Here is a 21,683-nt window from a genome sequence, read left to right as displayed (position 1 = left end):
GTGGGCTCCTACAATCTAGGCTGCGCCCGGCGCTACCATCGGCACATCCTTTCCCGACGGATCCCCGCCATGGCCCACGACACCACCAAGCTCGCTGTCCTGATCGATGCCGATAACGCGCGCCCGGCGATCGTCGAAGGCCTGCTCGCGGAGATCGCCAAGTACGGCACCGCGCACGTCAAGCGCATCTACGGCGACTGGACCAAACCCGACCTCAATGGCTGGAAGGAAGCGCTGCTGCGCCATTCGATCCAGCCGATCCAGCAGTTTCGCTACACCGTCGGCAAGAACGCCACCGACTCGGCGATGATCATCGACGCGATGGACCTGCTCTACGCCGAACGCTTCGACGGTTTCTGCATCGTTTCGAGCGACAGCGACTTCACACGGCTGGCCTCGCGCATCCGCGAGTCCGGTCGCATTGTCTACGGGTTCGGCGAGCGCAAGACGCCGGAGCCGTTCCGCACCGCCTGCGACAAGTTCATCTACACCGAGGTACTGGCCGGCTCGACCGCCGCCGAGGCCGAAGCCGCACCGAAGCAGCGTTCGGCGAAGGAACTGCGTGGTGACAGCCACCTGATGAACATGCTGCGCCATGCCATCGAGGCGGCGTCGGATGACACCGGCTGGGCCGGCCTCGGTGCAATCGGCAGCATCATCAACAAGCAGTCACCCGATTTCGACTCGCGCAACTACGGCTTCGCCAAGCTCAGCGGACTGATCAAGGGCGTCGGCCTGTTCGATACCGAGGAACGCCAGATCGGCAACGGCAAGCACATCTACGTGCGACCCCGCGTCCCAAAGAAATGAGCGATTCGAAGTGAGCGAACTGCCGCACCAGCATCTGCTCTCTGCTCTGGCGACCGCGCCGGCGACGGAGTTGTGCGTGGCCTTCAGTGGCGGCCCGGATTCCACCGCACTGCTCCACGCGCTGACGCAACTCCCCGTCGCACGGGCGCGCGGCTTGCGCGCCTTGCATGTCGATCATGGCCTGCACGCCGACAGCGCTGCCTGGGCCGAGCATTGCCGACGTTTCTGCGCCACGCTGGGGCTGCCGTGCGAGGTGCTTAGCGTGCAAGTCCACGCGAACAAGGGTGACGGCCTGGAAGCGGCCGCGCGCCGCGCGCGTTACGACGCGCTCGCGACGCACTTGCACGAAGGCGAATGGCTGCTGCTCGGCCATCACCGCGATGACCAGGTCGAGACGGTCCTGCTCAAGCTGCTGCGCGGCGCCGGCCCCGACGGCCTGGGCGGCATGCGCGCCTTGCGCCCGTTTGGCCCCGGCCAGCTATGGCGGCCACTGCTGGGCCTGTCACGACGGCAGTTGCGGGATTATGTAGAGGCATATGAGCTTGACTGCATCGACGACCCTTCCAACGCCGACACCCGGCTCGCACGCAACCATCTGCGTCACGAGATACTGCCGCAACTGACGCGGCACTGGCCGCAGGCAGCCGATTCGATCCTGCATAGCGCCGCGCTCTGCCATGCCGCCGCCGACGCCCTGCGGACGCAATGGCTGGCGGTGTTCGATGTGCTGCACGATCCCGCCACCGGCAGCCTGGATGCCGCCGGTTGGCTGGCGCTGGATTCCGCCTTGCGCGAACCGCTGCTCGACCATTGGCTGCATGCACGCAACCTTCCCGCACCCACCACCGCGCAGCGGCGGCAGATCGAACGCCAGTGCAGCGCGCGTGCCGGCCAGCTGCCATGCATCCGCTGGGCCGGTGCCGAACTGCATATCTGGAAGGATCGGTTGTGGGCACTGCCGCCGGCACAAGCTGTTGATCCCGACTGGCAGGCCTCCTGGCATGGCGAGGCCTTGCCGTTACCCGACGGCGGCCAGCTATCGCTCGCCGAGGCCGGTGCCCATCTGGCCGAGCCGCTGACCGTGCGCCTGCGCCAGGGTGGCGAGCGCATCAAGCCGGCCGGCGATGCACACACCCGCGAGCTGCGCCACCTGTTCCAGCAGAGGCAGTTACCACCCTGGCAGCGCAACGTCTGCCCGCTGCTGTATGCCGGTGACGAGCTGGTCGCGGTGGCCGACCGCTGGATCACCAGCCGTGGCGTCGTGATCTTCCAGCAGGCCGGCGGCGTACCGCGCTGGCTGCCGGCACGTTGATCCAGGTCACGCCAATAGCCCTCCTGCGATCTTGCGCCGATTGATTCCGCGCGGCCGCTGCGCTAGCGTTGCGGGCCATGGCCAAGACCGCTCCCGCATCCGGCAAGACCCCTCCCGTCGCCGACTTCGAACACTCCCTCGACGAGCTGGAGCAGCTGGTCGCGAAGATGGAAGGCGGCGAGATGAGCCTCGACGAATCACTCACCTCGTTCGAGCGCGGCATCGGCCTCTATCGTCATTGCCAGCAGTCGCTGCAGCAGGCCGAATTGCGCGTCCGTCTGCTGCTTGACCCCGATGCTCCCGAAAACGCCGAACCGTTTGAACCCGAACTCTGAATCAGCCGAGCTCGGCCCTGCCCTGCAAGCCTTGATCATCCGTGCCGAACAGGCGCTGGACTGCAGCCTGCCGCCGGCCGAACAATCCCCTGTCGAACTGCATCACGCGATGCGCTACGCCGTACTCGGCGGAGGCAAGCGGCTGCGCCCCTTGCTGGTCTATGCCGCAGCCCACGCCCTCGGCACGGATAAAGCGGCACTCGATGCAGCTGCCTGCGCGGTCGAGCTGATCCACGCCTACTCGCTGGTACACGACGACCTGCCGGCGATGGACGACGATGCCCTGCGTCGCGGCCGGCCGACCTGCCACATCGTCTACGGCGAGGCGATGGCGATCCTCGCTGGCGATGCGCTGCAGGCGCTGGCGTTCGAGCTTCTCGCGAACGACACAACACAGCAGGTCGATACGGCAACCGTCGTGGCCATGCTGCACGCGCTCGGTCGCGCCTGCGGCGCCGAAGGCATGGCCGGCGGCCAGGCGCTCGACCTGACCGCGGTCGGCCGCAAGCTGACCCTGGTCGAGCTTGAGCACATGCATGCCTGCAAGACAGGCGCGCTGATTCGCGCCTCGGTGCAGCTGGGTGCGCTTATCGCCGGCGCCGATGCGGACACGCTGGATGCGCTGGACCGCTATGCCCACGCCGTCGGCCTGGCATTCCAGGTACGCGATGACATCCTCGATGTGGAAGGCGAATCGGCGGTGATCGGCAAGACCGCCGGCAAGGACGCCGCTGCCGACAAGCCGACCTTCCCCTCGATCATCGGCGTTGATTCTTCGCGCGCCCGGTTGACGGAATTGACCGAGACTGCGCTGGCCGCGATCGCGTCATTCGGTGAGCAAGGGTCGCTGCTGGCCGAGCTGGCGCGTTACGCCGCCCACCGCGCGCATTGAAAAGGGCGGCTTGCGCCGCCCCATTCAAACCGGAGTTCCAACCTGATCAGACCTTCAGGCCACGCCCTCTTTCGGGTCGGCGCCGTACTGGTTAGAACCCTGATCCCCGTTGGTGGCAAGCAACACGATGATCCAGATCCAGCCGATCACCGGGATCAGCGCAATCAGCAACCACCAGCCCGTGCGCCCTGTGTCATGCAGGCGACGCACAGCCACCGCAATGTGTGGCACCAGCACCGCCAAGCCATACAACGTGCTGAGCACCTGAGATCCCATAGCCCTTGAGATGAGTGCCAGCACGATCACGATGATCAGGTTGACTAGATAGAACATCCAGTATTCGGTACGTCGGGCGCGCCCATCGAGATCCGCGTAATGGTTCTTGATGCACTTCAGATACCAGTCAAAGAAACCCATGAATATTTCCCCTTGCCTATGGATTGGTGCCCACTCCCGCGAACGGGATCCCCTTGCCTTCGTCTACACCCCTGAATTCATGCGCGGTCGCCGGGTTGGTCGACCAGTGAAAACCAGCCGAGTCTATTGGAAAGAGGCTGCGTTATGCCATCCAATGCCTGTGCTATTGGATGGCCTCAATGACCAGTCCTGCAGATGCCCGTGCCGCTCCGACAACCCGCTGGTTTGCCCAACAGAAAAGCAGCCGAATGGCTGCTTTTCTGTTGGGCGGAAAACGCCGGACTACTTGATCAGTCGCAACGTGAACGGATAGCGGTAACGCACTCCCTCATTCGCCTTGATCGCCGCGATGATGGTGAGTACCAGCCAAGCGATACCGATGATCACCCATAGCGGAATCGCGATGAACAGGCCGATGCCGAACGTCACGACCGACAACAGCAGCAGTGCCAGGAACGCGATCGCCACCGTGATGTTGAAGTTCAACGCCTCCTTGCCCTGGTCATCGACGAACGGCATGGTGTCCTTCTTCACCAGCCAGATGATCAGTGGGCCGATGAAGCAACCCCAGCCATGACCGAATGGACCGGTAAGAATGGCACCGAGCAACGCGGACAGATGCGCGAACATCGCCCACTGGCGCTGGTCAGCCGGAGCAAGCCCGGCCTGCGCAGGTTCGTCGGGCGAAGGCGGAATGACGGACTCGGGTGGAACGCTCATGCGCATCTCCTCAAAGTCGACAGCTTGTCAATTGACGGCTGGCCGGCCTGGCGCCGGTGAGATGGATGCTAGCAAGCCTTTGGCGACTTGCCGAGTGAACTTGCGGCAGGGGTGGAAACTTGCAGCAGCTTACTCGCCGGCCACCGTCATCCGCTCCAGCAGGATCGAGCCGGTCAGCAGGTGCGAGCGCGGATCGACGTCGGTACCCACCGCCACGATCTCGCTGAACATCTCGCGCAGGTTTGCGGCAATGGTTATCCCTTCCACCGGATACGCGATCTGTCCGTTCTCGACCCAGAAGCCGGCCGCGCCGCGCGAATAATCGCCGGTGATGGTGGACACGCCCTGCCCCATTACCTCGGTCACCAGCAGGCCGGTGCCCATCCGGCGCAGCATGCCGGCAAAGTCGTCCCGCGCATGATCGGCACTGCCCGGTTCGACAATCAGGTTGTGGATGCCGCCGGCGTTGCCGGTCGATTCCAGCCCCAGCTTGCGCGCCGAATAGCTGCCCAGCACGTAGCGCGCCAGCACGCCGCCGTCGATCAAGGTGCTGTCGCGGGTAGCCACGCCTTCGGCGTCGAAATTGCCGGAGCCCTGGCCGCGCTGCAGATGCGGCCGCTCATGGATGTTGAGCCACGCCGGCATCACCGGCTTGCCAATGTGGTCGAGCAGAAAGCTGGCCTGGCGATACAGTGCACCGCCACTGACCGCGCTGAGCAGATGGCCGATCAAGCCACGCGCCAGCTCCGGTACAAACAGCACCGGGCACTGCCGCGTCGACAGGCCGCGCGCGCCCATGCGCGCCAGCGTGCGTTCGGCGGCCCTGTCGCCCAGCGCCTTCGCACTGATGAAATCACCGGCCGCGCGCACACTGTCGTACCAGTAGTCGCGCTGCATGCCGTCCTCGTCACCGGCGATCAGCGCCAGTGACAACGAATGCCGCGTGCCACGCTCGCGCCCGACGAAACCGTGCGAGTTCGCGTAGACCGACACGCCCTGCCCAGCCTGCACACTGGCGCCGTCGGAATTGCTGATGCCGGCATGCGCGCGGCCGGCATCCTCGATCTCGATGCCCAGCTCGATCGCACGCGTGGTGTCGATGTCCCACGGATGCCACAGGTCGAGATCGGGAAACGATGTCGCCATGCGCGAAGCGTCGGCCAGACCCGCTGCCGGATCGGCCTCGGTATAGCGCGCGATCGCGCAGGCCTGATTCAGCGTGGCCTGAATCGAATCCGGGTGCAGGTCGGCGGTGCTGGCCGAGCCCTTGCGCTGGCCGAAATACACGGTAAGCCCGAAACCGCGGTCGCGGGTATGCTCGACCGTCTCCACTTCGCCCATCCGCACGTTGACGCTCAGCCCGGTGTCGATGCTGGCGGCCACCTCGGCCTGGCTGGCCCCGGCGGCTCGCGCGCGGCGGATCACGTCCTCGGCCAGCTCGGCCAGCCGGTCAAGTTCGTACAGGCTGCGGTCCTGGCTGATGGCGACTTCGCTCACGTTGGGCTTTCCTGGGGGTTAGGCGGGTAGAATAGGCGGTTCGCGACCGCTGGACCTCCGACATGGGGCCGCGGCGATGAAATGCAAAGAGCTGCGGAGTACGCCATGCAACCCACCGCCGGCATCTATCGTCACTACAAGGGCCAGCGCTACCGCGTGCTGGGCACCGCCCATCACAGCGAAACGCTGGAACCGCTGGTGGTCTACCAGGCGCTCTACGGCGATCGCGGCTTGTGGGTACGCCCTGCAGCGATGTTCAGCGAAACCATCGAGCTGGATGGCGAACCGATCGCCCGTTTCGCGCTGGAACAAGCTGATCACGAGCCGGCCGAACCGGCCAATGACGACGACCACACCTGATCCACGATCCATCTTCTGGAATTGAAACCGTGAGCCCGAGCCGCAGCCGCAACCAGACCGAACTCGACGAGGCGGACTACGGTCCCAGCCGTACCCAGCAGCGCCGGGAGGCACTCGCCATGCTGGCGCTGGCGCACCAGCTGATCGAACTACAGCCAAGCCGGCTGGCCAAGCTCGACTTGCCGGAAGACGTTCGCCGCGAAATCGACGTGACCCGCCGCATCACCGCGCACATCGCGCGCAAGCGCCAGATGGCTTTCCTGGCCAAGGTGATGCGCCGCTACGGCGAGGAAGACTTCGCCTCGGTGCGCGCCGAACTCGGCGAGAACCGTGAAAAGCAGCGCCAGGAAACCGCCGCGATGCACCGCCTTGAAGCGATGCGTGACCGGTTGGTCGCCGAAGACGAAAGCGCACTTTCTGAACTGATTGCCGAGCATCCGCAGGTCGATCGCCAGCACCTGCGTTCGCTGGTACGGCAGGCACGCGTCGAGAAGGACACGCCGAACAAGCCGCCGAGGGCGTATCGGGAGATTTTTCAGTTGTTGAAAGATCTGAATCAGAAAGACGGTTCGATCGAGGCGTAATCAGGCGTCAACTATCGCCCCACGCCGGACATCCCGGCGTCTGCCAGCACGCACTGGCCGGACGTCCGCAAACCTGTCCGCGGACGCGGACACGTATGCCCAGCCAGTCATCAAACTCTTGCATTGACTGGCGTCAACCACGCATCTCCCGTTGGCATATGGCTTGCTCCATCTGGATACAACGACATCGTGTTCGCATGCGCGCATGAGTTGTCGTCACTCCCACTTTCGCCGGTTTCGATGGGCACGGTGGGTTACCAGATATCCACACAAGGAGAACTTCGTTGGCCATGTTCCGCACGCATCTTCTTTTCATACTGGCTGTGGCCATCGGAATGGCCTCGTACCATGCCTCTTCTGCCACAGCACCCGCTGCTGCATCCAGTGCGGCGGCGCCGACCCAGGACAAATCGCCCCTGATGTCGCACGACGAGGTCACCCGGATCCTCGAGAGCAATCGCAAGATCGTCTCGCCGAATGGTGTCGATGAAAGGATCAAGGTGCGCATCAATGGCATCGACCAATGGCTGTCGATTCGCGGCAAGGATCGGCGCAATCCGATCCTCCTGTTCCTGCACGGTGGTCCAGCTTCCCCAGCCATGCCGGAGGCCTATACATTCCAGACGCCCTGGGAGGATTACTTCACCGTGGTGCAGTGGGATCAGCGAGGCGCCGGCAAAACCTATGCAGCCAATTCAGAGCAGGCGATGGCGCCCGGCATGACCGTCGATGGCATGACGGATGATGCTGCACAGGTCGTGCAATACCTGCGTCAGCACTATGGCAAGCGGAAAATCTTCCTGCTGGGTCATTCCTGGGGCACCGTGCTTGGCGTCCATCTGGCCCAGCTGCATCCGGATTGGTTCTACGCGTATATCTCGGTCGGGCAGGTCGTGAATGGACGCCACAACGAAGAGGTTGGCTACTCCTTCGCCCTGCGTGAGGCGCTGGCACATGGCAACGCACAGGCGGTGCGCGAGCTGAAAGCCATGGCCCCCTACCCGGGCCCGAAGCTGACCCTCGACAACATCGGCGTGCGCAGCAAATGGGAGATGTATTACGGCGGCCTCGCCTATGGCCGTCAGGACTATCAGTTCGAAGACGATGCCGAGTCGTTATCGCCCGATTACAGCCACGCGGACCTCGTCGCGATCGGCAAGGGCAGTCTGTTTTCGCTTAATCATTTGCTGCAGCCGCTGCTGGCTGTCGACTTCGATCACACCACACGGTTCGATTGCCCGGTGATCGTATTCGTGGGACAGCACGACTACACCACGGCACACGATCTGACGGAAAAGTGGTTCGGGGATATCCATGCACCGTCGAAGCGACTGGTGACGTTTGCCGACTCGGCCCACATGATCATGCAGGAACAACCAGGCCGCTTCTTGATGCATCTGGTAACCGACGCGTTGCCGCTGGCTCAGAAAGCAGGGGACGCGGCGCCAGCAGAAGTTGCGCGCGATCAGTAACGCAGAGCACGGCGGCATCGGGACGTCCCCGGACATCCCGATGCCTGGATCCATCTTGTGCGTGTTCGCTATCAGCCGAAAGCGAATGTTGCGGCTGAGGGCTGGGGCGTCCGCTTTATGTGGACGTGTGTAGAAGCACCCCTGTGCGCGATGCTTTTGCCGCATTCGGAGCAAGAGCTTTCGTCCTCCTGCGGAGGCCGAGTTGCTTTCTCTTTGCGGTTGCCAAAGAGAAAGCTAGCCGAAGAGATAGAGGCTACCCCACTTGGCACCTGCCGATCGGCTCCAGGGCCATACGGCTCATTTGTCCATATAACGCGACGCGGCCTACATGACACGCGGACAAGCATCCATGTGCAAGTAGGTCATCAGTCATGGCCTGTTCCTCGTTGATCTCGCTCGATGTGGTGTTATGGTTCACTACAACACAGCATCACGGATCCCGACGCATGGGACCAGTGTCGACCATGGGACACAGGGCCGAGATGACCCAATCGGTTGGCGATTGGTTGGAGGCTGCCGGCGCCGATCCATCTGACGCCTGTTCGATCCACGCACATCCATGGATCCACATGCGTCTCATGTCACCCCAGGTCGCGCTGCAATTTGGAGCGGCTTGGTAGACCTGGCGCTGGCCGGGTCACGCAAGCATCTGACCCGCGGGCTACAGGGCTTTAACCCCTCGACGCGCAACACAACAGGTCATATACGGGCCGCCGCTCGGGGTTCCGTGTGCCCGCAACCGCACGCCACTCAAACAAGAGGAGATCGTTATGCTGAAACGTATCGCACTGCTTGCCTGTGTTCTCGCCTCGTCGCTGGCACACGCTGAGGTCTTGTCTGTTGACGTTACCAGCCGGCAGCCTTGGGTCGGTGGAAAGACCTTCGGGCAGGTGGGCGCATACGAAGTTCTGCGCGGAACCGTCCATTACGCCATCGATCCACGCAGCAAAGCTGCGCGTGATGTCACCGATATTCGTTTTGCACCGGTCAATGCGCGCGGGCTGGTCGAGTATGCCGGCCCATTCGTGATCATTCGTCCTGTCGATGCCGCGCGCAGCAATCACACGGCGCTGATCGAAGTGGCAAACCGTGGACGCACGGAGATGGACGGCGTTTTCTTCGAAACCAAGGACGGGCTGGACTTGATGTCGCCGGAGAAGGTGCAAGAGCTGACGGATCCCACCTTCTTCAAACTTGGCTATACGCTGGCGTGGGTGGGTTGGCAGGCCAGAGAGGAACCCGATCAGTTCGGCCTCCAGGTTCCCGTTGCGCACGTGCACAGTGCTGCGCGCGCAACCTTTGCCGCCGAGGACATGACGCCAGACCGCAAGACATTCGATTTGGCATACAACGGCTTTTACTGCGCGCACGATGCAAAACAGCGCAAAGCGGAGCTTCGTTTGCTGGCCGATTTCCACGATCCAGGCATCGTGGTGCCGCGCAAGTCGTGGCATTTTGCGGCAGTGTCGGTAGAAAAGAAAAACGACGCTCGTTGCGCCATCGTGCTGGACAAACCTGCGGCAGCGGATACGTATTTCAGCCTCGTCTACGAGGGTGAGGATGCGGCGGTGATGGGCTTGGGTGAGGCGGCTTTTCGCGATTTCGCGATGTATCTGAAGACCCGGCGCATTGCTGCCGGGATTAACGATCGCTCCGGCGATGCCGTCGCGGTCTTCGCATTCGGCTATTCGCAAGGCGGACGCTTCCTGCGCGACTTCGTCTACCGTGGCTTCAACACGGGCCCGGACGGCCAGCGCGTGTTCGACGGCATGCTCATTACTACCGCCGGAGCGGGCCGCGGCTCGTTCAATCACCGTTACGCACTGCCTGGCGAGGCGGGCAACTCGGTGATGAGCGACGCGCGCGCAGTGGACCTGTATCCATTCGCCGATGTTCCGACGCCGGATATCGATGGCAAAGGCGACTCCGGCCTGCTGGACCGTGCAATGCAGGACAACACCGTACCCAAGATCATGTACATCATCAGCAGCTCCGAATACTGGGCGCGCAACGCGTCGCTGCTGCAGACGACTACCGATGGCAAGCGGCGGATCGCGCTGGGAGCGGACAGCCGGCTTTATTACTTTGCTGGCGTGCCGCATGCGCTGAAGTTTCCAGGCCAGTTCACCGAAGCCGGCAAAGAAGCGGCCTATCCCTACAATGCCAATGTCGATCTGGCCGATGGCATGAATGCCCAGCTTGAGAACCTTCGCCGGTGGGTGGTCGACAAGATCGCGCCGCCGCCGACGATTGCACCGGTGCTGGGCTCCACGCTCGTCGCCGCGGCCGACTTGAAATTCCCGGCGATTCCGGGGATCCGTGTGCCGGCCAATCCGCCGCCGTTGTGGCAGCTTGGCATGGGCCACGACTACGCGCGCGAAGGCATCATCACCGAGCCGGTGCATGTCGGCGCAAGATATCCGCTGCTCGTGCCTGCGGTCGATGACGACGGCAACGAACTGGGCGGCTGGCGTGGCGCCATGTCCTCGGTACCGCTGGGCACCTACACTGCCTGGAACTGGAAGTCGCCGGAACTCGCACGTTTTGGTTTCATTTCCGGCCTCAACGGCGCTTTTATCCCGTTCGCCCATACGCGTGACGAACGCTTGGCCGTACACGACCCCAGACTGTCGATTGAAGAACGTTACGGCAACCGGGATGGCTTCATGAAAGCCGCTGCTGCGTCCATCGACAACGCGATTGCGAAGCGATTCCTGTTGCCGATCCAGCGCGAAGACCTTCTCGCGAAGATGGGAAGGAACTGGGACGATACGATGAAGCTCGACTGGTATCTGGGCAAACGGGAAGGTGCGACGAAATAGCACCTTCCGGCCTTGCATCGGCATGGCGGATTCCATGCGATTCTCCGGGCGCAATGCCGCAGGTGTAGGGATGAATAGCGATCCGCCCAAGAATTAGTGGTAAAGGGCGTCCCTCGTCCACGGAGGCGGTTGTCCGCTTCTGACCGTTTGTAGATATAGAAACTCACACGTCGAATCGAAAAGCTTGGCTTTGCAGGCTTTTCCGCTCCGGCCCCGGCTCACGGACTTGCCGCCCATGGATGGGCGGCAAGCGCCAAGCGGGGTGGCCTTCTCTTTTGGTCACTTTTCTCCTGGCCACGCAAGAGAAAAGTGACTCGGCTGCCGCAGGCAGACGAAAGCCATTGATTCTCGGCGGCCACAAAAACTGGAAGAGCGTCGCGACTGAAGTCGCTCCTACAGTGGGTGCTGGCGCAGGCTCGCCGCGTGGCGACTCCGCGGTTACGAAGCCGTCCCGCCCACCGTCATCGAATCAATCTTCAATGTCGGCTGGCCCACACCGACCGGCACGCTTTGCCCATCCTTGCCGCACACACCTACGCCTTCATCCAGTGCCAGATCATTACCGATCATCGAAACGCGATTGAGCACTTCCGGGCCGGAACCAATCAACGTGGCACCCTTCACCGGCCGCGTGATCCGACCGTCCTCGATCAGATACGCCTCACTGGCAGAGAAGGTGAACTTGCCGTTGGTAATGTCGACCTGGCCACCACCGAAGTTGGGCGCATACAAACCCTTCTTGACCGAGCGGATGATCTCCTGCGGATCATGCGAACCGGCCAGCATGTAGGTGTTGGTCATGCGCGGCATCGGCAGCGACGTGAACGATTCGCGCCGGCCGTTGCCGGTCGGCGCCATGCCCATCAAGCGCGCGTTGAGCTTGTCCTGCATGTAGCCCTTGAGGATGCCGTCCTCGATCAGCGTGGTGCACGCGGTCGGCGTGCCTTCGTCGTCGATGCTGAGCGAGCCACGGCGACCCCGCAACGTGCCATCGTCGACAATGGTGACGCCCTTGGCGGCAACACGCTGGCCGATGCGACCGGAAAACGCCGAGCTGCCCTTGCGGTTGAAATCACCTTCCAGGCCGTGGCCGATCGCCTCGTGCAGCAGCACGCCGGGCCAGCCCGGACCGAGTACCACGGTCATGCTGCCGGCGGGCGCATCGACAGCGTCGAGGTTCACGAGTGCCTGTCGCACTGCTTCGTCAGCGAACGCCAGTGCGCGGCCGTTCTCGATCAGCTCGCGATAACCGTAGCGGCCACCACCGCCGGAATTGCCCTGCTCGCGCCGACCATTCTGCTCGGCGATCACCTGCACGCTGAGCCGCACCAGCGGACGCACGTCGGCTGCCAGCGTGCCGTCGGAAGCGGCGATCAGGATCGTGTCGATAGTCGCGGCCAGACTCACGATCACCTGCTTGACGCGCGGGTCGCGCGAACGCGCATACGCATCGACCTCGCGCAGCAGCGCGATCTTGTCCGGGTTCGGCAGGCTCTCGACCGGGTCGATTGCAGGATACAGCTGGCGCGCGCCGTTAAGTGCCAGCGGCTTGCCTGCACCGTTGCCGTCATGCGCGATCGCGCGCGCGGCTTTGGAGGCTTCCAGCAGCTGCGGCAGCACGATCTCGTCGGAATAGGCGAAGCCGGTCTTCTCACCGCTGATCGCACGCACGCCGACGCCCTGCTCGATCGAATGGCTGCCGTCCTTGACGATGCCCTCCTCTAGCAACCATGACTCGCTGCGCGAATGCTGGAAATAGAGATCCGCCGCATCGATCGACGGGCCCATCAGCTGGGTGAACACGCGGTCGAGGTCGCCGGTGGCGATGCCGCCAGGGGTAAGCAGCTTGCTCTGTGCCAGTGCGATCAGGGAATCCATGGGGCTCGTCGTTTACGTTCGATCAGGAACTATGCCACATGGGGCTGGCCGGGCCTGCTTTAAACCCGGGCTGCTTCAATGCGGCGAACGCGATGTCTGGGCTACCATCCACGGTGACGCCGGCCGGCGTTCAAGGGGAAGCCACAGGATGAGCGAGCATTCCAGGCGCGGTGTGACCCGCAAAGCCATCAGCCACGCGGTGAGGGCACCGGTCACGGAAACCCGCGCACTGCTGCACGACGATGGCGAGATGAAACCGGGCCTGGGCTGGATCAGCAGCACGATCGCGCTGTCGCTGGGCTTCCTGTGCCTGCTGGCGGTGCTGGCGTTTCACTTTCCGCAATACCTGACCACGCCGGATCTGCGCCACAAGTACTCGGTCGACGTGCTGCGCCAGCTGCTGCTGGTCGGGTTGCTGGTCGCCGGCGGCATCTCGCTGGGCAACCTGGTCCTCAACCGCCAGCGCAATCTCAATATCGTGTCGTTCCTGCTTGTATTCGCTGCGGTCGCACTGGGCGGCTCGCGCGTGCCGGTGGGCAACTTTCCCGATCACACGCCATATATCGGGCTGGACTGGTTCATCCTCGACCTGCTCGGCTCGACGCTGATCTTCGTGGTGATCGAGAAGCTGTTCCCGCTGTACAAGGGTCAGGCGATCTTCCGCAGGGAATGGCAGACCGACCTGAAGCATTTCGCGGTGAACCATTTCATCGTCGGCCTCGCGCTGCTGACGGTGAACTTTCTGCTGCATCACCTGTTCGGCTGGCTGGTCAGCAGCCACTTCCAGCAGGCCGTGCGGGATATCCCGTTTCTGCCGCAGTTGCTGCTGTGCGTACTGGTGGCGGACATGGCGCAGTACTGGACCCATCGCGCGTACCACGAGGTGCCGTTTCTCTGGCGCTTCCATTCGGTGCACCACAGCGTGAAGACGATGGACTGGCTGGCCGGCTCGCGCCAGCACATGCTGGAGCTGATCTTCACCCGCGTCTGCGTGCTGGCGCCGTTGTACATCCTCGGTTTCAGCGAGGCGGCGATGAACGGCTACATCCTGATCGTCGGCTTCCAGGCGGTGTTCAACCACGCCAACGTGCATCTGCCGTGGGAGCCGCTGAAGTACGTGCTGGTGACGCCGGATTTCCACCATTGGCACCACGCCTCCGACGACGAGGCGATCGACCGGAACTACGCCGCGCACTATGCGTTTCTCGATTACCTGTTTGGCACCGCGGTGAAATCGAAGAACAAGTTCCCGGAACGCTATGGCGTGGTCGGCGACTACATGCCCGACGGCTTCGTGAAGCAGCAGATGTTTCCGTTCCGTCGCAAGCAGGAGACAACTGAATCCTGAGCATCGCCTCAGTGGCTGCCCACGCTGCTGGCCGGTGCGGGAGTGGCCAGCGGCGGTGACACGCTCGACGCCTGCGCCGGCAACAGTGAGGGTGTGACCAATGGGGGCTTGAGCGGAATATCGCGCTTCTCCACCAGGGTCATCACGGGTTTGTCCCAGCTGCCAGTCACGTGATAGCGCCGTATCGCCGCATGATTCAGGCCCTTGCCGAGCAGCCCCTGCACAGCCAGACCGGCAGCGGCACCGACCGGGCCACCTACCACTGCGCCGACCAGCGGCAGGCTGTTGCCGAGATGCGGCACCACCGTCATCTGCTGATCGTAATCCTTCGCCCGCAGGCCGGTGCGGCCGGTGACGCTGATGTTGGCTGCCGGCCCGTTAATCCTCAGGTTGCTGGTGGTGGCATTGCCATCGGCCAGATGGAAGTCGCCGGCAATCGAATCGAACGCCAGTCCCTTGCCGAATACATCGCCGAAATCCAGGCCGAGCCGGCGCGGCAATTCGGCCAGCGAGACCAGCCCAAGCAACCGCCCCACACCCGGTGACGACGCTTCGGGAATCCGGCCGTCGTTGACCTTGATACTGAGCGTACCGTTCATGGTGGCCAGTGACAGTGCGCTTGGCGAACCCGGCCAGCTGGCATCGAGCTGATCGTTGGTCTTGCCGCCGTTCACCAGGCCGTCGTAGCCCAACGCCCCCAGCATTGCGCCAAGATCGTCGGCCGCGAAACTGATCTTCATGTGCGTGTGGCTATTGGTGGCACCGCCATTCCAGTCGCCGCTGGCATTGATCTGCACCCGGCTGGATAGCGCCCGCAGTTGCTCGATGTGCAAACCGTTCGGGGTGGGCCAGGTTTCCAGGCGGGCCTCGCCGAGCTTCGCATCGCCCAGACGCAGATCGCCTACCCACATGTGAAACGGCGGCAAGGCGGCCGGATTGACGCCGGTATTGGCCGGATCGACTGCCGGCATGGCGGCGGCGCCGGTCGTGGCCGCCGGCGACGTCTCCGCAGTCGGACTCTTCGGCCAGTACAGCCGCTGCAGGCGCACCGTGACGCCGCGCTTGTCCAGTTCCTGCGTCGGCACGCTGAAATTGCCGGTCATCGCGACGCCGCTTATGTCCGCACTCAGTACGTCGCCTTGCGGCTTCACCTGGATCGTCATCGCGCCGAGCGGATGATCGAACCATTCAGCCTGGTCGGTGCTGACGTCGATGCTTTCCAGACCCGGGCCGTTGCCACCGCTGCCGCCCGCCGCCAGTTGCACCCAGCCGGTGACATCGAGTTGGCTCGCATGGCCACGGATGCGCAGACCTTTCGACGGCAGCGCATCCGGCATCTGGTCGCCGAACGCCAGCGTGCCCGCTACCGGCTGCTTCGGATCGGCGGGCAGGCGGAGACGCTCCCGCATCACCTGGCCCAACGCTACCTGCACATCGCTGCCGCCGACCGGCAGGCCCAAGGTCAGATGCAGCGGCAGGCTGGCCTCCGCCGACTTGTGCACCGGCGCCGGCAGGTCAAGCGCAGTGCCGAGCAGCGGCGAATCGACGCTGAGGGTTTGGTTGAGCGCATCGCGGCCCGGCGTCTTGGCAAGCGTATACCCGATCGTGAAATCGCTGCGGCCGTGAGCCAGCTCCCCCAGCCAGCCCAGTGACGGATAGTCCTTCACCAGCTCGGCAACCAGATAGCTGCCTTGCAGTTGCGCCGACAGCACGGTGGCGGGATCGCTATTGGCACCGGCTACTGCCAGTTGCAACCTGGATGGCTGGCCGTGATAGCTGGCGACCAGCGGGCCGGCCTGCATGCCATGCAGATCGAAATTCAAGGGTCCGTTGAGCTTGTCCAGCTGGAGGTTCCATTCCGCCGCACTGAGGTCGGCATCCTGCAATTGCGCGGTGCCGCTGAGCTGGGCATCCTCGATCTTTTTCAGCGGCAGGCTCAGATGGAAATCGAACGTGCCCGTACCACCAAGGGTCAGCTTGGCCAAGGTGTCGGCCTGGCGCCGTGCGATCGGACTATTGCGCACGAAGTTCATCAGGCTGGCGCCACTGCCATTGCCCTGCACATTGAGATCGAGCAGCCCCTCGCCGAAATCCGGAATCAACGCAACCGCCTTGTCCGCCTTCACGCCAAGCGACTGGCCGCTGCTGGCCTCGATCAGCATGCCACTGTTGACGAAGCTGGCCACGGCACTGACGCCTTCGGCGTGGGGCCAGTCATCCCCGTAGTCGAACGTCAGATCGCTGATCTGCGCACGTGCCTCGAAACGCCCCTCATTGTGATGGAATGGCCAGTCGGCCAGATCGCCGCGCACCAGCACCTGTGCCTGGTCGACCTGGCCAGCCACCAGCGCACGATCGAGCCAGGCGACCGTCGCCGGCGGCATCGTGCTCACCGGCCAGAACAGCTTGGCCGCCTGCACGTCGGCGCGATCCACCATGGCGTACAGGTCGAGGAACGGCGCCCCGCCCGCGGCCGGCAAGGTCGCCTCGCCGCGTGCCTGACCGGCATAGCCGGCACCGGTGAAATCGAGAGGATCGGCACCGATGTGCCAGCCGTCGTCCTCGCGCCAGAATGCCAGCGTGCCGGCCAGCTTCGACAGCACGAACGGCTGGCGAAACAAATGGGAAAACTGCAGCGTGGCAGCCTGCTCCGGCAACTCCAGCGACAGCGCCTCGGCATCGCCGCGCATCTCGCCGTGCAGATCGCTCAGCCCCGGCAAGCCGCCGACCGGGTCGATGCCCAGATCCCTGAAGGTCAGATCCAGCGTGCTCAGGCCACTGGCGCGATTCCACTGCAACGCGACCTTGCTCAAGTCACCATGCGGATGCCCGCTTCCCAGCCACTGGGCCACGCCATGCGGCAGGTCCGGCGCCAGCGCCAGCCACGGCAGCAGCGGACCCAGCTGCAACTCGCGCGCGGCAACGCCGACGCTCGCCTGCGGGCCGCCCGGCTGATGCAGGCCAAGCGCCAGCGCACTGCGGTCATCACCTGCCCAGCGCGCATCGTAGCCATCGTCGGTCTGACGCAGGCCGACCAGCCCATGCAGGGCCGGCACGCTGGCGGTGGCTCCCGCGGGCGAGGTCACTGCCAGCGCGTCCAGGTCGAAACGGATCAGGCTGCTGGTCAACCGGCCCTTGTGCCAGTCAAGCCATGCCGACACCTGTCCATGGCCCTGATCGGCCGTATAGCCGCCCAGGTCGATGCCTTCCAGCAGTGGCTTCAGCTGGACATCCTTCGCACCCAGCCAGATCCGGCCACTGCTGCCGTCCTGACGAAAACGCCCGGCAGTGCGCAGGGCCGTATCCACGCCGCCGCGCTGCAACAGGCCACCGAAGCGGATCTGGCTGCCCTGCCGGCTCAGCCGCAGTTGTGGAGCCAGCAGGGTGTAATGCTTGCCGAGCACGGCGTCGGTGACATCCACCCGCAGGTCTTCCAGCCACAGATCCAGCGACATCCGCCCGGGTGTGAACGATTGCCGGTTGGCGCCACCGGCGACGCCGATGCCATTGATATGCCAGCCGGCGGCATCGTGCGACAAATCCAGTTGCATGCCACGCACATGCAGATTGAGCAGATGCCGCGACGGCAACAGCCAGCCGCCAAAGTCGAGCTTCAATTCGGACTCGGGCAACTGCAGCATGTTGTCCTGCTCGCCGGCCGCGGGCCCGACCGTCACATCGTGCATGACGAACAACGGGCCGGACGGCGTCCAGCGCCCTTCCAGCGAGGCAAAACTGACTGGCCGCTCTATGCGCTGGCTGAGCTGTGCGGCCACCCAGGCCGGGTGCCGCGCCAGCAGCGGCAACAACAGCTGCGCCAGCGCCGCTGTCACGGCGAGCATGATCACGCCGACCCCGGCCACCCAGCCCAGCGCGCGCGCGCAACCATGCAGCCATCGCTGCCACAACGCGTTCACGCGCGGCGATCCCGCTCGGATTTGCAGCAGCCGGATTTACAGCAAGACGACATCAAACTGTTCCTGCGAATAATGCTCTTCGGCCTGAAAGCGTATGCTCTTGGAGATGAACTCTTCCAGTTCGGCCACCGCATTGGACTCTTCTTCGAGGATGCGGTTCACCACCAGCGGATTGGCCATCACCAGCAGTTGCTGGGCGTTGAACTGGCGCACCGCGCGGGTAATCTCGCGGAAGATCTCGTAGGTCACCGTCTCGGCGGTCTTCAGTACGCCGCGCCCGTTGCAGGCCGGGCACGGTTCGCATAACTGGCGCGCCAGGCTTTCGGTGGTGCGCTTGCGGGTCATCTCGACCAGCCCCAGTGCCGACATCGGGTACACCGTGGTCTTGGCATGGTCGCGCGCCAGACCCTTGCCGAGCATGCGCAGCACCTGGCGCTTGTGCTCCTCATCGTTCATGTCGATGAAGTCGATGATGATGATGCCGCCCAGGTTGCGCAGCCGCAGCTGGCGCGCCGCCGCCTGTGCCGCCTCCAGGTTGGTGCGGTAGACCGTCTCCTCCAGGTTGCGTGAACCGAGATAGGCGCCGGTGTTGACGTCGATCGTGGTCATCGCCTCGGTCTGGTCGACGATCAGGTAGCCGCCGGACTTCAACGGCACCTCCTTCTTCAGCGCGCGCTGCATCTCGTCCTCGACGCCGTACAGGTCGAAGATCGGCCGCTCGCCGTCGTAGTGCTCGATGCGGTCGTCCAGATGCGGCATGAACTTGTGCACGAACTTGGCGACCTTCTCGAAGGTCTCGCGCGAATCCACCCGCACCTTCTCGATGTCGTCGTTGAGCATGTCGCGCAGGCTGCGCAGCGGCAGCGAGAGTTCCTCGTAGACGCGCTCGCCGACCTTCGCCTTCGCGATGTTCTCCTGCACCACCCGCCACACCTTGCCGAGGTAGGCCACATCGAACGCCAGCGATTCGGCGCTCTGACCCTCGGCATTGGTGCGCACGATATAGCCCAGAGGGGTTTCGCCGATCAGCGGCGTCAGCACGTCCTTCAGTCGCTGGCGCTCGGTCTCGTCCTCGATGCGCGCCGAAATGCCCAGCGTGCGCGCGTAGGGCAGCAGCACCAGATAACGCGAAGGGATCGACAAGTGCGCCGACAACCGCGCGCCCTTGGTGCTGATCGGGTCCTTCACCACCTGCACCACGATTTCCTGACCCTCGTGCACCAGTTCGCTGATGGACGGGATGTGGCCATTGCCGTTGCCGCTCGACTCCGTCCCGTCTGCAGCCAGCGCGGTACGCACGATATCCGAGGCATGCAGGAACGCCGCACGCTCCAGCCCGATCTCCACGAACACCGCCTGCATGCCGGGCATCACCCGCTGCACCCGGCCCTTGTAGACGTTCCCTACATAACCCCGTTTGGAGGCCCGCTCGATGTGCACTTCCTGCAACATGCCGTTCTCGACCACGCCGACCCGCGTCTCGCGCGGCGTCACGTTGATCAGTATTTCTTCGCTCACCGCATACTCCCCCGGACAGGTGATCTTTATAGCGGCTGCAACCACGAACTGTCGATGAACCATTGCGGCGAATCGGTATTCGCGTGCCGGATGCCGCAAAATAAGCTGTTGCACGCTAGATATGCCGCTGGCGGACGTACCGGCCGCGCCGTTGCAGTCCAGAAGAAAACTCGGGAGTTCAGGAATCATGGGCACGCCCAAGACAACGCCGATCCTGCTGGCCTGGAGCGGCGGCAAGGACTGCCTGCTGGCACTGCAGCGGCTGCTCGCCGATCCGCAATGGCAGGTAGTCGGCCTGCTCACCACGGTCAACCGCAACTACCAGCGCATCGCCATGCACGGCGTGCAACGCGAAGTGCTGCTGGCGCAGGCCACCGCGCTGGGCCAGCCGCTGCTCGAAGTCATGCTGGACTGGCCCGGCAGCAACGAGGCTTACGAACAGGCCCATGCGCAAGCACTGGTCGAGGCGCGCATGCGCTGGCCCGGCATCCGCCATTGCGCGTTCGGCGATCTGTTCCTCGAAGATGTGCGCGACTACCGCGTGCGCCAGCTCGGCCGCGACAACTGGCGCGCGGTGTTTCCGCTGTGGGGCGAGGACACCGCCAGGCTGTCGCGGCGTTTCGTTCGCGAAGGTCACCGCGCGATGCTGTGCTGTGTCGACACCCAGCAGCTCGACGCCGCCTTTTGCGGCCGCCATTACGATGCCACCCTGCTCGACACGTTGCCAGCTGGCGTCGATCCATGCGGCGAGCGTGGCGAATTCCATACTCTGAGTTACGCCGGCCCGTTGTTCCGCCAACCGCTCAAACTGCGCCGCGGCGAATCGGTGCTGCGCGACGGACGTTTCCAGTTCACCGATTTCATACTTGATAACAGCCGACCCGCCAACAACCAGCTCGATGGTCATGCCGAAGTCGACTGAAAGCCATATCCTGCCCGACGTGCTGCGCCCGGGCCTGAAGCTGGTGTTCTGCGGTACCGCCGCCAGCAAACGTTCTGCCGCCGAACACGCCTACTACGCCCATCCAGGCAACCTGTTCTGGAGCGCATTGTTCGAGGCCGGCCTGACCCCGCGTCGGCTGGCACCATCGGAATTTCCGCTGCTGCCCGAGTACGGCATCGGTCTCACCGATCTGGCCAAGCGCCACAGCGGCAACGACGACGAGCTGCCACGCGATGCGTTCGATGTGCCCGCCCTGCTCGCCAAGATCGAACGCCACCAGCCACGTCTGCTCGCGTTCACCAGCAAGAATGCGGCACGTGCGGCACTCGGACATGCGGTGGATCACGGCCTGCAAAGCGAGAGCATCGGCAGCACAAGGTTATTCGTGCTGCCGTCGCCATCTGGACAGGCGCGTGGCCATTGGGATCTGACACCGTGGCAGGTGTTGGCAGACCGCGTTGATCTTTCAGCCGCTGAAGCGATCCGATCGATGCAAACAACTGCAATCGATCGAAAGCGTTGAAAACCCGGGACAAGCGAATCCCGGCAGCCGAAAATCCCAAGGACACCTCAACGCTGCCAATTCAGCGCAGACATCACGTGCAATAACGGATGTCGCCGTAGCGTCATCTCCAGCCATCACAATGGTCGATCAATATTGTGAGACAGGGGGCTATATGCGGCATGTAGTGAAGTTGGTGATGTTTCCCATTTGGTCGCTCATAGGCGGGATTGTCTTCATCATCTTCGGCGGCATCGCCGTGATCGATTATCTTGCCGATTCAGGCAAGTCATGAAGTATCAACCACGACTCAAGCAGCGGTAACGCTGGAACATGCCCAAGGTTACCGGTCTGCA

At 63.7% G+C, this 21,683-nt stretch carries 18 protein-coding genes; 12 read left to right on the top strand and 6 right to left on the bottom strand.

The window, feature by feature from the left end; translation table 11 throughout:
* Positions 1–69: 69 nt before the first annotated feature.
* The 4 genes from B0E50_RS16315 to B0E50_RS16300 all read left to right on the top strand — a co-directional run bounded on the left by B0E50_RS16315 (position 70) and on the right by B0E50_RS16300 (position 3,349).
* Complete coding sequence (locus tag B0E50_RS16315; RefSeq protein ID WP_077442370.1) at positions 70–810, top strand: NYN domain-containing protein; 741 nt, start codon at positions 70–72, stop codon at positions 808–810.
* 10 nt (positions 811–820) lie between these two features.
* Entirely contained in the window at positions 821–2,122 is a 1,302-nt protein-coding gene (gene tilS / locus B0E50_RS16310; RefSeq protein WP_077442369.1) for a tRNA lysidine(34) synthetase TilS, read from the top strand.
* Between the two features lie 77 nt (positions 2,123–2,199).
* The gene (locus B0E50_RS16305) at positions 2,200–2,457 is read left to right on the top strand and encodes an exodeoxyribonuclease VII small subunit (protein WP_077442368.1); all 258 of its coding nucleotides are present in this window, start codon (positions 2,200–2,202) and stop codon (positions 2,455–2,457) included.
* Positions 2,441–3,349, top strand: a complete 909-nt coding sequence (locus B0E50_RS16300) for a farnesyl diphosphate synthase (protein ID WP_077442367.1) — start codon at positions 2,441–2,443, stop codon at positions 3,347–3,349. Before B0E50_RS16305 ends, B0E50_RS16300 begins: the two co-directional genes overlap by 17 nt.
* 54 nt (positions 3,350–3,403) lie before the next feature.
* Here B0E50_RS16300 and B0E50_RS16295 read toward each other — a convergent pair whose 3' ends face one another.
* The 3 genes from B0E50_RS16295 to pmbA form a co-directional block, all read right to left on the bottom strand.
* Positions 3,404–3,766, bottom strand: coding sequence for a DUF805 domain-containing protein (locus B0E50_RS16295; RefSeq protein ID WP_077442366.1), 363 nt, complete (start codon positions 3,764–3,766; stop codon positions 3,404–3,406).
* A 282-nt stretch (positions 3,767–4,048) separates the two neighbouring features.
* Positions 4,049–4,486: a DUF4870 domain-containing protein gene (locus B0E50_RS16290; protein WP_077442655.1), complete on the bottom strand. Its 438-nt coding sequence runs from the start codon at positions 4,484–4,486 to the stop codon at positions 4,049–4,051.
* Positions 4,487–4,615: 129 nt separating this feature from the next.
* Positions 4,616–5,983, bottom strand: a complete 1,368-nt coding sequence (gene pmbA / locus B0E50_RS16285; protein WP_077442365.1) for a metalloprotease PmbA — start codon at positions 5,981–5,983, stop codon at positions 4,616–4,618.
* 105 nt (positions 5,984–6,088) lie between these two features.
* Between pmbA and B0E50_RS16280 the strand changes: the two genes are divergently transcribed.
* The 4 genes from B0E50_RS16280 (at position 6,089) to B0E50_RS16265 (ending at position 11,221) form a co-directional block, all read left to right on the top strand.
* Positions 6,089–6,343, top strand: a complete 255-nt coding sequence (locus tag B0E50_RS16280; RefSeq protein WP_077442364.1) for a DUF1653 domain-containing protein — start codon at positions 6,089–6,091, stop codon at positions 6,341–6,343.
* Positions 6,344–6,372: 29 nt separating this feature from the next.
* Positions 6,373–6,927 (top strand): ribosome biogenesis factor YjgA, encoded by a 555-nt coding sequence (gene yjgA, locus B0E50_RS16275; protein ID WP_077442363.1) that lies wholly within the window; start codon positions 6,373–6,375, stop codon positions 6,925–6,927.
* 419 nt (positions 6,928–7,346) lie between these two features.
* Positions 7,347–8,399: an alpha/beta hydrolase gene (locus tag B0E50_RS16270; RefSeq protein ID WP_254427317.1), complete on the top strand. Its 1,053-nt coding sequence runs from the start codon at positions 7,347–7,349 to the stop codon at positions 8,397–8,399.
* A 770-nt stretch (positions 8,400–9,169) separates the two neighbouring features.
* The gene (locus B0E50_RS16265) at positions 9,170–11,221 is read left to right on the top strand and encodes an alpha/beta hydrolase domain-containing protein (protein ID WP_077442361.1); all 2,052 of its coding nucleotides are present in this window, start codon (positions 9,170–9,172) and stop codon (positions 11,219–11,221) included.
* Positions 11,222–11,659: 438 nt separating this feature from the next.
* On the opposite strand, the gene tldD is transcribed toward B0E50_RS16265, so the two are convergent.
* Entirely contained in the window at positions 11,660–13,099 is a 1,440-nt protein-coding gene (tldD, locus tag B0E50_RS16260) for a metalloprotease TldD (RefSeq protein ID WP_077442360.1), read from the bottom strand.
* Between the two features lie 148 nt (positions 13,100–13,247).
* Here tldD and B0E50_RS16255 point away from each other — a divergent pair, with 148 nt between their 5' ends.
* On the top strand, positions 13,248–14,447 hold the full coding sequence (locus B0E50_RS16255) for a sterol desaturase family protein (RefSeq protein WP_077442359.1): 1,200 nt from the start codon (positions 13,248–13,250) through the stop codon (positions 14,445–14,447).
* Between the two features lie 8 nt (positions 14,448–14,455).
* Here the strand turns inward: B0E50_RS16255 and B0E50_RS16250 are convergent, their stop codons facing one another.
* Both B0E50_RS16250 and rng read right to left on the bottom strand, forming a co-directional pair.
* Positions 14,456–18,364: a YhdP family protein gene (locus B0E50_RS16250; protein ID WP_077442358.1), complete on the bottom strand. Its 3,909-nt coding sequence runs from the start codon at positions 18,362–18,364 to the stop codon at positions 14,456–14,458.
* Between the two features lie 36 nt (positions 18,365–18,400).
* A complete protein-coding gene (gene rng / locus B0E50_RS16245) occupies positions 18,401–19,882 on the bottom strand; it encodes a ribonuclease G (RefSeq protein ID WP_077442357.1) in 1,482 nt (493 codons plus the stop codon).
* Positions 19,883–20,069: 187 nt separating this feature from the next.
* Between rng and B0E50_RS16240 the strand changes: the two genes are divergently transcribed.
* The 3 genes from B0E50_RS16240 to B0E50_RS18050 are packed head-to-tail and all read left to right on the top strand — an operon-like array spanning position 20,070 to position 21,622.
* On the top strand, positions 20,070–20,804 hold the full coding sequence (locus tag B0E50_RS16240; RefSeq protein ID WP_077442356.1) for an ATP-binding protein: 735 nt from the start codon (positions 20,070–20,072) through the stop codon (positions 20,802–20,804).
* Complete coding sequence (locus B0E50_RS16235; RefSeq protein WP_077442355.1) at positions 20,782–21,348, top strand: mismatch-specific DNA-glycosylase; 567 nt, start codon at positions 20,782–20,784, stop codon at positions 21,346–21,348. The genes B0E50_RS16240 and B0E50_RS16235 overlap by 23 nt, the downstream gene beginning before the upstream one ends.
* A complete protein-coding gene (locus B0E50_RS18050) occupies positions 21,284–21,622 on the top strand; it encodes a hypothetical protein (protein WP_139350901.1) in 339 nt (112 codons plus the stop codon). Before B0E50_RS16235 ends, B0E50_RS18050 begins: the two co-directional genes overlap by 65 nt.
* The last annotated feature ends 61 nt before the right edge of the window (positions 21,623–21,683 follow it).

This window comes from Rhodanobacter sp. C01, assembly GCF_002001045.1.
Lineage (GTDB): Bacteria > Pseudomonadota > Gammaproteobacteria > Xanthomonadales > Rhodanobacteraceae > Rhodanobacter.
This window is presented reverse-complemented; position numbering and strand designations above follow the sequence as displayed.

Coding starts and splice junctions, on each gene's coding strand:
- B0E50_RS16240 (WP_077442356.1), top strand. CDS start 20,070: ATGGGCACGCCCAAGACAACGCCGATCCTGCTGGCCTGGAGCGGCGGC.
- B0E50_RS16235 (WP_077442355.1), top strand. CDS start 20,782: ATGGTCATGCCGAAGTCGACTGAAAGCCATATCCTGCCCGACGTGCTG.
- B0E50_RS16265 (WP_077442361.1), top strand. CDS start 9,170: ATGCTGAAACGTATCGCACTGCTTGCCTGTGTTCTCGCCTCGTCGCTG.
- B0E50_RS16280 (WP_077442364.1), top strand. CDS start 6,089: ATGCAACCCACCGCCGGCATCTATCGTCACTACAAGGGCCAGCGCTAC.
- B0E50_RS16290 (WP_077442655.1), bottom strand. CDS start 4,486: ATGAGCGTTCCACCCGAGTCCGTCATTCCGCCTTCGCCCGACGAACCT.
- B0E50_RS16295 (WP_077442366.1), bottom strand. CDS start 3,766: ATGGGTTTCTTTGACTGGTATCTGAAGTGCATCAAGAACCATTACGCG.
- B0E50_RS16305 (WP_077442368.1), top strand. CDS start 2,200: ATGGCCAAGACCGCTCCCGCATCCGGCAAGACCCCTCCCGTCGCCGAC.
- B0E50_RS16270 (WP_254427317.1), top strand. CDS start 7,347: ATGTCGCACGACGAGGTCACCCGGATCCTCGAGAGCAATCGCAAGATC.
- B0E50_RS16315 (WP_077442370.1), top strand. CDS start 70: ATGGCCCACGACACCACCAAGCTCGCTGTCCTGATCGATGCCGATAAC.
- B0E50_RS16255 (WP_077442359.1), top strand. CDS start 13,248: ATGAGCGAGCATTCCAGGCGCGGTGTGACCCGCAAAGCCATCAGCCAC.
- tldD (WP_077442360.1), bottom strand. CDS start 13,099: ATGGATTCCCTGATCGCACTGGCACAGAGCAAGCTGCTTACCCCTGGC.